This is a genomic window from Acinetobacter tjernbergiae DSM 14971 = CIP 107465 (assembly GCF_000374425.1).
In the GTDB taxonomy this organism is placed as follows: Bacteria; Pseudomonadota; Gammaproteobacteria; order Pseudomonadales; family Moraxellaceae; genus Acinetobacter; species Acinetobacter tjernbergiae.
The window spans coordinates 52,385-64,835 of the sequence record NZ_KB894355.1; the positions used below are offsets into that span (position 1 = coordinate 52,385).

General features: G+C 38.6%; 13 protein-coding genes. 5 read left to right on the plus strand and 8 right to left on the minus strand.

What is annotated here, in order from left to right; all coding sequences use genetic code 11:
- Nucleotides 1–2: 2 nt before the first annotated feature.
- On the plus strand, nucleotides 3–389 hold the full coding sequence (locus C502_RS0102860) for a hypothetical protein (protein WP_018677356.1): 387 nt from the start codon (nucleotides 3–5) through the stop codon (nucleotides 387–389).
- A 66-nt stretch (nucleotides 390–455) separates the two neighbouring features.
- Here the strand turns inward: C502_RS0102860 and leuB are convergent, their stop codons facing one another.
- The 4 genes from leuB to leuC form a co-directional block, all read right to left on the minus strand.
- Nucleotides 456–1,535: a 3-isopropylmalate dehydrogenase gene (gene leuB, locus C502_RS0102865; RefSeq protein WP_018677357.1), complete on the minus strand. Its 1,080-nt coding sequence runs from the start codon at nucleotides 1,533–1,535 to the stop codon at nucleotides 456–458.
- Nucleotides 1,536–1,580: 45 nt separating this feature from the next.
- Nucleotides 1,581–2,156, minus strand: a complete 576-nt coding sequence (locus tag C502_RS0102870; RefSeq protein WP_018677358.1) for a hypothetical protein — start codon at nucleotides 2,154–2,156, stop codon at nucleotides 1,581–1,583.
- A gap of 148 nt (nucleotides 2,157–2,304) precedes the next feature.
- Nucleotides 2,305–2,952, minus strand: coding sequence for a 3-isopropylmalate dehydratase small subunit (gene leuD / locus C502_RS0102875; protein WP_018677359.1), 648 nt, complete (start codon nucleotides 2,950–2,952; stop codon nucleotides 2,305–2,307).
- A gap of 97 nt (nucleotides 2,953–3,049) precedes the next feature.
- On the minus strand, nucleotides 3,050–4,468 hold the full coding sequence (gene leuC, locus C502_RS0102880) for a 3-isopropylmalate dehydratase large subunit (protein ID WP_018677360.1): 1,419 nt from the start codon (nucleotides 4,466–4,468) through the stop codon (nucleotides 3,050–3,052).
- A 404-nt stretch (nucleotides 4,469–4,872) separates the two neighbouring features.
- Here leuC and C502_RS0102885 point away from each other — a divergent pair, with 404 nt between their 5' ends.
- From C502_RS0102885 to C502_RS0102895, 3 genes are all read left to right on the plus strand, one after another.
- On the plus strand, nucleotides 4,873–6,471 hold the full coding sequence (locus C502_RS0102885) for a hypothetical protein (protein ID WP_018677361.1): 1,599 nt from the start codon (nucleotides 4,873–4,875) through the stop codon (nucleotides 6,469–6,471).
- A 229-nt stretch (nucleotides 6,472–6,700) separates the two neighbouring features.
- Nucleotides 6,701–6,907 (plus strand): DUF2061 domain-containing protein, encoded by a 207-nt coding sequence (locus C502_RS0102890; protein WP_018677362.1) that lies wholly within the window; start codon nucleotides 6,701–6,703, stop codon nucleotides 6,905–6,907.
- A gap of 59 nt (nucleotides 6,908–6,966) precedes the next feature.
- Nucleotides 6,967–7,830, plus strand: a complete 864-nt coding sequence (locus tag C502_RS0102895) for a LysR family transcriptional regulator (RefSeq protein ID WP_018677363.1) — start codon at nucleotides 6,967–6,969, stop codon at nucleotides 7,828–7,830.
- Nucleotides 7,831–7,846: 16 nt separating this feature from the next.
- On the opposite strand, the gene C502_RS0102900 is transcribed toward C502_RS0102895, so the two are convergent.
- The 4 genes from C502_RS0102900 to C502_RS0102915 form a co-directional block, all read right to left on the minus strand.
- Complete coding sequence (locus C502_RS0102900; protein ID WP_018677364.1) at nucleotides 7,847–8,605, minus strand: glycine-rich domain-containing protein; 759 nt, start codon at nucleotides 8,603–8,605, stop codon at nucleotides 7,847–7,849.
- A gap of 81 nt (nucleotides 8,606–8,686) precedes the next feature.
- A complete protein-coding gene (locus C502_RS0102905) occupies nucleotides 8,687–9,433 on the minus strand; it encodes a sporulation protein (protein ID WP_018677365.1) in 747 nt (248 codons plus the stop codon).
- A gap of 54 nt (nucleotides 9,434–9,487) precedes the next feature.
- Nucleotides 9,488–10,924, minus strand: a complete 1,437-nt coding sequence (locus tag C502_RS0102910) for a DUF2252 domain-containing protein (RefSeq protein ID WP_018677366.1) — start codon at nucleotides 10,922–10,924, stop codon at nucleotides 9,488–9,490.
- Between the two features lie 149 nt (nucleotides 10,925–11,073).
- A complete protein-coding gene (locus C502_RS0102915) occupies nucleotides 11,074–11,724 on the minus strand; it encodes an HAD family hydrolase (RefSeq protein WP_018677367.1) in 651 nt (216 codons plus the stop codon).
- 183 nt (nucleotides 11,725–11,907) lie between these two features.
- On the opposite strand from C502_RS0102915, the gene C502_RS0102920 reads away from it, so the two are divergent.
- Nucleotides 11,908–12,384, plus strand: a complete 477-nt coding sequence (locus C502_RS0102920; protein ID WP_018677368.1) for an RNA pyrophosphohydrolase — start codon at nucleotides 11,908–11,910, stop codon at nucleotides 12,382–12,384.
- Nucleotides 12,385–12,451: the final 67 nt, after the last annotated feature.

The window sequence follows — 12,451 nt, forward strand, 5'->3', positions numbered from 1 at the left end:
GGATGAATTCTAAATATTTTATATTTGCTTTTTTTCTCATTCTACAAGGTTGTGCAACGCCTGGATGGCAATCTGTTAAACTCCAAGACTACTTACAACCTTATATTGGTCAATCAGCCGATAATATTCAACAAAATCTTAATCTGAGAAGCCTAGGCTATCAAACATTAAAACAACCTCAAAAGACCAATCAAAATTTAGTTTTTACAGTACTTCGACCTATGAATATCCCTATACCTATGAATATGGGAATTTCAGATGGCTCTCGTCTTTCCACGAGCACAACTTATAGTCAATCTTATGACATCAATTTTTACTGTCATATTATCTTTGAACTCGATCAACAACAAATCGCTCGCTCGATTCGTTATGAAGGCAAGGCTTGTTAGTTCGCCTATATACATTAAGTTATAAAAAAACGCAGCTTAAGCTGCGTTTTTGATTGGCTATAACTTTTAGTTAAGTGCTGAAACCACAGCTTCACCCATGGCATCTGTACCAACTTTTGTCATGCCTTCAGACATGATGTCAGCTGTACGTAAACCTTGATCCAAAACTTGACCTACTGCATCTTCAATCGCTTTCGCGGCAACTTCTTCACGGAAAGTGTAACGCAACATCATTGCGACAGAAAGAATCGTTGCAAGTGGATTCGCGACATTCTGACCTGCGATATCGGGTGCAGAACCATGACATGGCTCATACATGCCTTTACCATTCTCATCTAAAGATGCAGAAGGCAACATACCAATAGAACCTGTTAACATTGCAGCTTCATCAGATAAAATATCGCCAAATAAGTTACCCGTCACAATCACATCAAATTGTTTTGGCGCACGTACTAACTGCATTGCTGCGTTATCAACATACATATGTGACAATTGGATATTTGAATACTGAGCTTGCTGCAAATCAGTGACCGTTTGCTTCCATAATTCCGTGACTTCTAATACGTTAGCTTTATCGACAGAGCAAACCTTACCACCACGTAAGCCAGCAAGTTCAAAAGCAACTTTAGCAATACGTTTGATTTCACTTTCAGAATAAACGTCGGTGTTATAGCCTTGTTTCTCACCATTCTCTAATTCACGAATACCGCGTGGTTGACCAAAATAGATCCCACCCGTCAGCTCACGAACAATCAAAATATCTAAACCTGCAACAATTTCAGGTTTCAAACTTGAAGCATCTGCCAATTGCGGATAAAGAATCGCAGGACGTAAATTAGCGAACAAATTCAATTCACTACGAATTTTCAATAAACCACGTTCTGGACGAATCGAACGTTCAATCGTATCCCACTTCGGACCACCAACTGCCCCCAATAAAATAGCATCTGCATTTTTTGCTTGTTCACTCGTCACAGCAGGATACGGTTCACCATGTGCATCAATCGCGGCACCACCCAGTAAACCTTGCTCCCATGTCAAACCTAAATTAAATTTTTGATTGACCGTTGTTAGTACTTTTTCAGCAGCACCAACAATCTCAGGACCGATACCATCACCCGCTAAAATTAAAATATGTTTAGACATTTATTTTCCAATTTCCTATGTACAGCAGTTACGACTGCAAACCAATTAAATCTTTTTCTCAATAAACTCGCCTAAACCTGTACTCACATCAAATGGGCGACAGAATCGACGAATCGTATGTTGCGCTTGCTGTAAATCAACACATAATGGCTCAGGTACAGAAACATTGAGTAAACTACCTGAACGATATGCTCGGTCTCGGTACATTTTAAAGGTATAGCTTTGGTGGGGCTTGAACGCATGAATGACATGGAAGGTTTCAGCTCGATCAGGCGAAATCGGATAGAATCGAATAACGACCTCATATTGCTTGGCAGGTACATTTAAGTAGACTTGTTGTTTTCTACTAAAAACTGAACCTTGTAATCTGACGATTCCTCGCTCCATTGCCTGTTGGCTAATGCGATGCGACTTTGCATCAATTACAGCAAGATCACCTATTCTTTCAAACTCGCAATTTTCGACCCCTGAACAATATAAAGTTACATTATCCGCTTTATTTTCTAATGTCGTTTGTGCGATACGAACTTGATCAACCACATTCGGAGTATTCTGACATGCGGTTAACAACGTACCAACACCTAAACACAGTAAAATACTGCAAGCGAGTCTTGTTTTCATTATTCAGGCCCAGTCCTCATATCATGTAAACATGCAAGCAAATAGATTTACTCGCATGTTAACAAGAGTTCAATGTCTGTGCTATGGCTATGTTTAAAATCTCCCAAGACATTAAGCCATGTTTATATTGATAAAATATAAATAAAACCTAGGCTTGTATATCTTGAAATACCCAAGGACGTACTTGTTTGGCTTTTTCTTCAAAAGCACGAATATCATCCGCAACTTGTAAAGTTAAACCAATATCATCCAAACCATTCAATAAACAATGTTTGCGAAATGGCTCAATCTCAAATTTAAATGCGTCACCTTTTGGTGTACGTACTTCTTGTGCTTCTAAATCAATCGTAAGCTGATAGCCTTCTTCAGCACATTCTTTGAATAACTGATCCACGATCTCTTCAGATAGGATCACAGGCAACATGCCATTTTTAAAGCAGTTATTAAAGAAAATATCAGCAAAACTTGGTGCAATCACGGTACGGAAACCATACTCATTTAAAGCCCAAGGTGCATGTTCACGGCTTGAACCACAGCCAAAATTAGTTCGTGCCAACAAAATAATTGAGCCTTGATAGCGCGGTTTATTCAACACAAACTCAGGGTTAATTGGACGCTTACTAATATCTTGACCCAAATAACCTTCATCTAAATAGCGCAATTCATCAAATAAGTTATCACCAAACCCAGTACGTTTAATAGATTTCAAAAACTGCTTCGGAATAATCAAATCGGTATCGACATTGGCACGGTCTAATGGTGCAACGATACCTTGTTCTACAGTGTATTTTTTCATTTTAAAACTTCCAATTAACTGATTAATCTCCCTAAATCCCCCTTTATGAAAGAGGGACTTTTCCCCTCTTTACTAAAAAGAGAGGCTGAGGGAGATTTTAGAAACTACGTACGTCAACAAAATGACCTGCGATTGCTGCTGCTGCTGCCATTGCTGGACTCACCAAATGGGTACGACCACCGTTCCCTTGACGACCTTCAAAGTTACGATTTGAGGTCGAAGCACAATGCTCACCCGGTTGTAACTTATCAGCATTCATGGCTAAGCACATTGAACAACCTGGTTCACGCCATTCAAAACCCGCTTCCAAGAAAATTTGATCTAAGCCTTCTTGTTCAGCTTGCTGCTTCACTAAACCAGAACCAGGCACAATCATCGCCTGTTTAATACTCGAAGCAACTTTACGCCCTTTAACCACATCTGCTGCGGCACGAATATCTTCGATACGAGAATTGGTGCATGAACCAATGAACACGCGATCTAACTGAATATCAGACAAAGCTTGACCAGCAGTCAAACCCATATATTGATAAGCACGACTCCAGTCATTACGTTGCACATCATCTTTGGCTTGTTCTAAAGTTGGTACAGCCTGTGAAACTGGAATCACCATTTCTGGAGAAGTCCCCCAAGACACTTGTGGTTCAATCTCTGCACCATTTAAGACAACAACCGCATCAAATACTGCATCTTCATCCGAATGCAAGGTATCCCAATAAGCGATTGCTTGATCCCACTGTTCGCCTTTCGGTGCATAATTACGATCTTTTACATAAGCAATGGTTTTATCATCTACAGCAACCATACCCACGCGCGCGCCAGCCTCGATTGCCATATTACATACGGTCATACGACCTTCAATCGACATATCACGGAACACTTGACCGCCAAACTCGATGGCATAACCTGTACCACCAGCTGTTCCAATCTTGCCAATAATCGCCAACACTACATCTTTCGATGTCACGCCATTGCCTAACACGCCATCAACACGAACCAACATGTTTTTTGATTTTTTCTGTACTAAACACTGAGTTGCCAACACATGCTCAACTTCAGAAGTTCCAATACCATGCGCTAAACAACCAAAAGCACCATGTGTCGCAGTGTGTGAATCGCCACATACCACGGTCATACCCGGCAAAGTTAAACCTTGCTCTGGACCAACCACATGCGCAATCCCTTGACGAATATCATTAATACCAAATTCAGTGATATTAAAGGTCTTACAGTTATCATCTAAAGTTTGAACTTGGATACGAGACGTATCATCTTCGATCCCTGCAATGCCTTGTTCACGCTCTTTTTTCGAGGTTGGAACGTTATGGTCAGGTGTTGCGACATTGGCACTTAAACGCCAAGGTTGGCGATTAGCAAGTTGTAAACCTTCAAATGCTTGGGGACTGGTCACTTCATGTAATAAATGACGATCAATATAAATCAAGCTTGAACCATCATCACGTTGCTTAACTAAATGGTCATCCCACAATTTGTCATATAATGTCTTGCCTGCCATGTCGTCGCTCTCCAACGTGCTTGTCATAGGACTGGGTAATCTTAATATTGATTTATTATAACAATCGTTTCACATAAATCTAATTTATCATTTTTATTGGTTGCAAAACTTTTAGGAATAATTTATCAGCAAGAGCATTTTAAATATATTTATAGAGCACTTAAGAAAAGCAAACAAAATAAACTATAATATTTTGATTATTATTAAAAAATAATTTTATTTCGTTCCATTATTAAATATAGTTATATAGAATAATCAACACTGAGAAAAATATATAACAGTTTATTCATCAGCAAAAATAAAGATTTTCAAAAGCAATTTTTACAATACGCAACCTTTTATGTCACATGTTCAGTGTCATCAGTGCATAAATCCTAAAAAACCTGAACTCATGGAACAATTCAATGCAAAATATCTTTAAACAGCTTCTTGCCCCAACATGGCAACAACGTCAACAAGCCGCAAAAGCCTGTTCCGAATACTATAGTTACGAAGATGATCTCGCTATTGAAACCAAACAACAACTTCAAGAATGGCTACTAGAATTAGGTGAACAAAAGAACCTTTATTTGACTGCTATTTTATCATTTTGGTCACACGTTACAAATTTAGAAGCAAAATATAAGGCTGCATCTAGTCGTCATATTAATGCTTTTTATCAAGCATGTATTGATCGTGCAACCTGTGAAAGTTGGCGCAAACAAGATCTAGAAAAGCATTTTCCATTGGATGAAAATGATGAGAAACTTCAAATTGACTGGCTAAGTAGTCCATTTACCCCCATTCACTTTATTGTTAATTTGACGGATGAACTTGAACCATTACAGCAACAACTCATCGATATGTTGCCAAATCTAGCCTCTCATGTGGGTGATTTGATCAAACAAACCCTCGCTAAAATGCCACAAATAACCGATACAACGTATCAAGCCTGTTTGGAGGAGTTTAGAGATTCTTGCAACACAGGGAACTTTCAAAAATTTGCACAACATATCAATACACCTGCTCGTATATTGCAATGGTGTGATTATTATTCTCTTGAAAATAATAGAGATGCAGAAATCTTAGATCATTATTTAGATATTGCAGAATATGCACCACAACATAGTGCAACACAAATTCTGACTGCATTAATTGATTTTTATCAATGCTATCCCTCTATTGAAAGAACACCCCAACTGCTCCACACTTTTGCCAGCCTTTGTCAGCATACAGGTGCTTTTCCTCCTTTCGTGATTGATTTTGCGATGCAGGTTTTAGCACAAGAACGTGAAGAAAGTGCAAGTTTTTGGGATGAGTCATTGGTTTATTTCTTAACCCATTATGATGCCGAAACATACACTGATGACATTAGCTATTTTCTTGACCATCCTCACGAAAGATATCATTACACTGCCTATGCTGCACTACTAGCAATAGACAACATTAATCACATTCCTACCCCACTTACAGGGCGACTCATTAAATATGGACTATTTGAAGGTCGATTTGATCCAAATTTTCAAGGTAAAGCAGATCATTTTTTTACACTGGTAAAATCAATAGACGTTATTCATCTCAAACAATTTGAATCTATCTTCAAACAGGCACTAACAGACTATCTGGATTTCGAATTTTATGACGACCTAGTTGAAGATATTTTACCTATTTTAATATACCTCACAGAACAAGGTATTGATTTAAAATCAGATATAAAAACCATTATCGAAAAACTTGAGTTGGAATATGCTCAGGATATTGATATAGATGAAGATCAACCTGCTTCAAACATAGATGAAATTTTAGCTCAGAGTAAAACAGAAATGACTACGTTAGGCTTAACGAATGATGAAGCTGAGCTAGAGTTACAACAATCTATGCTGTTGATGAAACAACTTTTTGGTGTGGCGGAAGATCAAACTTTAGAAGAGAAATTCGAACAAAACCGTCAAGATACTACTCAAGAGGACAGCCCAGACGAAGTAGGCATTTTGCTACGCAAACTGAAACTACTCGCTACTTAAGATTAGTTTTAACGCAAAAATGGTTCTGTTGCACTTGGTCGCTGAACTTACCTTGTGCAACACTAGCTCAAAGTCGTTTTAGATAATCCTAACATTTTGAATCCCACAGCAATTGAGCAAGTTAAACCTATCATCTTCAAATCCAATCATCATCAATCAAAATTTCCTTTTTACTTTTCAAATGATAATGATTATTATTTATATAAATAAAATTTATTTGGTGAGCACCATGTCAAACATCCAGCAATTTGTACTCAACAATCAACGAACGTTAAAGAAAACCTTGAGTTACTATATTCTCCATATTAGTGTTGCCATGTTGGTCGCCTATGCCATTACAGGAAACTTGCTCATGTCTGCAACCTTGAGCTTACTTGAACCGACCGTACAGGCATTTGCTTTTTTCTTCCATGAAAAGATTTGGAATCGTTTTTAGTTGAATCTCACTCAATAACGACTTACCTTAAATTTTAGAATGCTCTTGGATAAATCAATATGAATCTCGCTGCTTTTGAAGCATTTGTCAAAGTCATGGAAACCAGTTCAATTTCTTTAGCAGCTGAACAACTTTTTATTACTCAACCTGCGGTAACCAAACGAATCCACAGCCTTGAAGATTATTTTGGGGTAAAACTGTTTGAATCCGCAGGACGAGGTATCCAACCGACCCATGCTGCACACTCTTTATTACCCAAAGTGAGAACATGGCTCAATGAACTGGGCGAAATTCACCATACACTCAGCCATGAGCAAACTCAGGTTCAAGGTCGTTTAAAAATTGGCACCAGTCACCATATCGGACTGCATCATTTGGGAGAACCATTGAAGAACTTTGTGCAATGTTTTCCACAAGTCAGGTTAGATGTTCATTTTGTTGATTCAGAGCAAGCCCATGAACAAGTTTTAGCAGGTGAATTAGAGTTAGCATTCTTAACGTTACCGCCGATTGGCGATGATCGCCTCAACTATTTGACAATGTGGAATGATCCTTTGGTTTTTGTCGCATCACCCTTTCATCCATTGGCTCAACAAACACAACTCACATTAGAAGATTTAATCGCTTATCCAAGCCTCTTACCCGCTGCACATACCTATACCAGTCAGATCACATTGGCTGAATTTGAAAAGAAAGGCTTAAAACCTAAAATCAGTATGAGCAACAATCCTTTAGAATCAATCAGGATGTTAGTTTCTATTGGTTTAGGTTGGTCGGTATTACCTAAAACATTGGTGAATCAAGATTTAAAACAACTTGATCTGAATCTCGATATGCAACGTCAACTGGGTATGGTGTGGCATCCTGCACGGATTCAATCTAAAGCGGCGGAAGAATTAATTAATATGATGCAACTTGGCTAGGCTAGCTAAAACTAAGTTAGTCACCACCTCCGCCACAACTGCTACAGCTACTGCCACAACTGGATGAAGATGATTGAGATTGCATATATTTTGCAAAATCTTTAGTCATTTGCGCCAGTTCAAACGATTGTCCATTTTCCCAACCCAACACCTGATCAACCGCAAATAGTCGTGGCAATTGCATCGTATTGCTTGGATTATATCCATGTAACATACAGCTATATTTCCAAGCTTCAAATAATTGCTTTGCTTGTTCTTCTGCTCTCGTTGTTCCGTCATAAAGGCTATGATTCAACGTTCGACCTATGGTTTGTTCACATAATTGCTGATATTGGATCGGATATTGCAACATCACATGCCATAAAGCATCGACTGCATGTGATGGCATGGCATAGGCTTGTTTTTGCATCACATGTAATGCTAAGTAATCTTTAAATCCAAGTTCAATCAGTCGACGTTGTTTTAAGCTCAGTTCGGGATATTGTTGTTTTAATTTATTCCAAAACATCGGATCAATTTTGAATTGCTCAATCCTCTCTAATTTGTCTCGTCTCGTTCGAGCAATCAACGCTTGATTCACAACAATCACTGTCCAAATGAACGGAATTAGCACCCAAGCCGTAAAAAATTGCTGTTGCCAGCTATACATGACCAATAAGACTAAGATGGGTAACATGATCCAGCGTGTTTTGATCGTAGGTTGCTGGCGTTTTAATTTGAGTAATGCATCAAGCATATTGGAAGTCTGTTCTTCCTGATTTGTTTTTATTTTCATACTGTCATCTTAAGAACAAAAGATGACAGTTATATGACATTAAAACCTCCCAATAATTATGGGAGGCATCGATGATATAGATTATCCTATTTTTAACAAACGGCGAATTTGTTGCGTCACTTGATCCACATCTAATTGCTGATTTGGAAGTGTCATTGTCAATAGCTGATCTGAACGCAAGGTTCGATCCACTTCTAACATCACATGCGTTTGATGTGCTTCTGCAACAAATGACACTTCAACCTCATTAAAGCCACTGAACAGATGTGAAGAAACAAACTCTAATTCTTGGTAGCAACCAATGGTTGATCGAAAATTACGTGCCGTGAGTTGTCCTTTTTCTACATCGACACTCGATAAGACAAAACCACATTGTTGCATTGCTTGTAAAAACACTTGCATGGTTGGTGTTGGTAACACGCTTAAATAATCACGATCAGTTGCATCTAGTCCCCAATCAACATCCATATGTGTATTGATCCAAACGCGAGTCCCATTACGGCGACAAGATACCTCTGTTATCGGCGTCTCCTCAGGTAACTGCATCGTAAATGGAATATGATGAGATTGATGTGCAGCTAATAAAAAATTTGAACTGATTAACCACTGATCCAAGATCAAAGGCTGATTAAATTCATGATCCCCTGACTCAACTTCGGCGATGGTCATCAATTGTAAATATAAACTATTGATTTCTTTATCAGATGAGCCGCCTTTAAAACTAATTTCCCCTTCTAATGTTCCACCCGCTTGTAAAGTTGGATTATGCAAACGTGTTTCCACAGTCACACCTTGCACACCCAAACCTGACATAATTTTATTAAACATCTTTCTTAAACCTTTTGAATTATTTCATTAAATCTGTAGTAACGTACTTATTGATTAAAGTGCTTCATCTCCAGCAATTTGGATCTTAGCATCTGCCACCGCATCCATAAATTGCTGATAGTCCTTTAAATTACGCTCTGCATATTGTGTTGCATACTGCTGTAAGACTTCTACAATGGTGCTTCCCTCACCGAGATAGCCCATCAAAACATCGGCGTTTCCTGCTTTTGCATGTGCATGCGCTAAAGCTAAGCCACAGCTTTCGGCATATTCATAAAAATAGTCATCATCCATATCCGCTAAATCAACTGAGATTTTCATATCACGGAGCTGACGCACATGGAAATGTTTTTCTAAGCTAGAAAAACCGAGGAAAATATCGCTTGCCGCCTGCATCAACTGCTGACCATGTATGACACGCTCACCTTCATGTTTCACTTTTTCAAGGAATAAAGGGCTCAAGATTGAAGGATTAGCTTCTTTCATTTGCAAGATCAAAGGTTCACGATCTGCATCCTGAAATAAAGCAATCGCCGATCGTGTTCCAACACTCCCCACCCCAACCACTTTTAAAGCAACATCACTACGTTGATAGCGGTCAAATAAAACTTGGCGATCGTATTTTAATGAATCACGATATTGCTGAAAGAAAGTCTCAACACTTTGGCTAAAAGGTTCATCCGTATTGGGATGCCAGAGCAATGGTGCATCATCAACGAAATAGCGAAATCCTGTTTCTTGATCTTGTTGTGTGAGTTTTGGTAAAACAGAATGCGCATTTCTTTTTTGTGCTGAATCAAGGTGCTTCTCTCGCTTCTTTCTCAGTTTTCGACATTCCGTATTTTCTAACAACGTACTGGCATCGACTTTGTCATACCAAACTTGTAGCGGTGATAATTCAGTATTTTGCAGTAGATGTTGGCGATAACTATTCAGCATGGTTTTAATGGCTTTTAAACCGACTTTATCAGCAAGATCAATATCACGTGCTGCAATCACAAAACTGGTCGCTAAACGTTTTAAATCCCACTCAAATGGCGCAACTAAAGTTTCGTCAAAATCATTAATTCCAAATAACAGATTACGTTCAGGGCTAGCAAAACCACCAAAATTGCTTAAATGACAATCCCCACAGATCTGTTGAAATAATCCTGAGTTATGTTGTTCCCAAGCTTGATCAAACAACATTAATGACGGCATACCACGATAGAACGTAAAGGGTGAAACACTCATACGCTTGGCACGAATTGGTTTAAGTTGCTCTAAACGCGCTTGATTGCTCCAATCATAAATCGTTAAAGCCGTTGTACCTTTTGGTCGTTCTGACAATTGTGATAATTGCTCACGCGGAATTTTTTTACGTTGCGTTTTACCTAATTTAAAACCTTCATTTTTGGTAAGTAACTTACCTTGATAGCTGTGTCTGGTAAGATCAATGCTCTCTTCTGTCCAAAGTTGTTTTGGTAATTTAATTTGTGGTGCTTTTGGCATGATCCCCTCATCATTTTTAAAATAAATTTTTCTACTCTTATAATCTTGCTAACAATTTGATTCAATGTTTTTATTTAATATCCTCTTTATCCTAAATAAAAAAATAGACGTTATTAAAACGTCTATTTTTCGGAACTTGAACAACTACATTAAATCGACCAGTCTTGAATATTCCAACTCTGTTCTTGCGCTAATTTTTCTAAACGATCGTCTGGATTCACCGCAATCGCATGGGTTGCATATTCAAGCAAGAAACGATCATTGATTGAATCTGAATACGCCCAAGACTCATCGACTTCTCGTCCTTGTAACCACTGATCCAAACGAGCCAGCTTTCCTTTTTGATAACAAGGTAAGCCCGTCACCTTACCCGTATATTTTCCATCCAGCACTTCGGCATTGGTGGCAATAATTTCGGTAATCCCAAATTCACGAAAAATCGGTGCAGTAATAAAATCACTGGTTGCAGTAATCCCAACAATCACATGTCCCATATCCTGATGCTTCTTGATTGCATCAAATCCTTTTGGGCGCATCTGTGGGCGAATCACTTTCTGCATAAACAACTGATGTAGTTCAGTTAAATAAGTATTGTCATGCTTGGTCAAGAATTCAAAGACAAATTCATTATAAGCAATCGGGTCAAGCTGCCCTGCCTTATAGTCCTCATAGAATTTGTCATTCATTTGACGATGATGAACTGGATCAACCAAACCTTCATTCACTAAAAACTCACCCCATGAGTGGTCAGAATCGGTATTTAACAGGGTGTGATCTAAATCAAACAAAGCCAATTTCATATAAATGCTCATTTAAATGCAAATTAAAGAAAAAAAACGTAAATCTATTTCCGTAAGTGACTAAAAATTCGTTAAGATCATAGCAATTTTAAACATTTTACTTTGACCTTTTTCGAGTTGGACGTGAAGAGTGACTGTCCCCGAGATCAAAGTCAACGATATAGAGAAAATTTAGGTAGCCAAATGATCGACTCAGAAGGTTTCCGACCCAACGTCGGGATCATTTTGGCAAACGATGACGGACAAGTTTTATGGGCAAAACGCATTGGTCACAATGCTTGGCAATTTCCACAAGGAGGGATCCAGTTTGGAGAAACCCCTGAACAGGCACTTTATCGTGAACTGAGAGAAGAAGTCGGTTTATTGCCCGAACACGTCCAAATAGTAGCGCAGACTAAAAGTTGGCTGCGTTATCGTTTGCCACATCGATACATTCGGTCAGATTCTGATCCCGTATGTATTGGACAAAAGCAAAAATGGTTTTTACTGAAGTTAACGGCATCGCCCCATCATATTCAGTTAAATCTATCAGACCCACCCGAGTTTGATGAATGGCAATGGGTGAGTTACTGGTATCCGTTAGGTCAAGTGGTCAACTTCAAACGAGATGTTTACCGCAAAGCCATGATGGAATTATGTTTACAATTACCGCAGCGTTAATCGTCAACAAATCATCACTTTAAGCAATGATTTTTGATAAAAGAGCTGTTATAACTAGACCGATAAC

What these genes read in the sequence shown, in the direction of transcription:
- C502_RS0102860 (WP_018677356.1), top strand. Translation starts at nt 3, where the DNA reads ATGAATTCTAAATATTTTATATTTGCTTTTTTTCTCATTCTACAAGGT.
- leuB (WP_018677357.1), bottom strand. Translation starts at nt 1,535, where the DNA reads ATGTCTAAACATATTTTAATTTTAGCGGGTGATGGTATCGGTCCTGAG.
- C502_RS0102870 (WP_018677358.1), bottom strand. Translation starts at nt 2,156, where the DNA reads ATGAAAACAAGACTCGCTTGCAGTATTTTACTGTGTTTAGGTGTTGGT.
- leuD (WP_018677359.1), bottom strand. Translation starts at nt 2,952, where the DNA reads ATGAAAAAATACACTGTAGAACAAGGTATCGTTGCACCATTAGACCGT.
- leuC (WP_018677360.1), bottom strand. Translation starts at nt 4,468, where the DNA reads ATGGCAGGCAAGACATTATATGACAAATTGTGGGATGACCATTTAGTT.
- C502_RS0102885 (WP_018677361.1), top strand. Translation starts at nt 4,873, where the DNA reads ATGCAAAATATCTTTAAACAGCTTCTTGCCCCAACATGGCAACAACGT.
- C502_RS0102890 (WP_018677362.1), top strand. Translation starts at nt 6,701, where the DNA reads ATGTCAAACATCCAGCAATTTGTACTCAACAATCAACGAACGTTAAAG.
- C502_RS0102895 (WP_018677363.1), top strand. Translation starts at nt 6,967, where the DNA reads ATGAATCTCGCTGCTTTTGAAGCATTTGTCAAAGTCATGGAAACCAGT.
- C502_RS0102900 (WP_018677364.1), bottom strand. Translation starts at nt 8,605, where the DNA reads ATGAAAATAAAAACAAATCAGGAAGAACAGACTTCCAATATGCTTGAT.
- C502_RS0102905 (WP_018677365.1), bottom strand. Translation starts at nt 9,433, where the DNA reads ATGTTTAATAAAATTATGTCAGGTTTGGGTGTGCAAGGTGTGACTGTG.
- C502_RS0102910 (WP_018677366.1), bottom strand. Translation starts at nt 10,924, where the DNA reads ATGCCAAAAGCACCACAAATTAAATTACCAAAACAACTTTGGACAGAA.
- C502_RS0102915 (WP_018677367.1), bottom strand. Translation starts at nt 11,724, where the DNA reads ATGAAATTGGCTTTGTTTGATTTAGATCACACCCTGTTAAATACCGAT.
- C502_RS0102920 (WP_018677368.1), top strand. Translation starts at nt 11,908, where the DNA reads ATGATCGACTCAGAAGGTTTCCGACCCAACGTCGGGATCATTTTGGCA.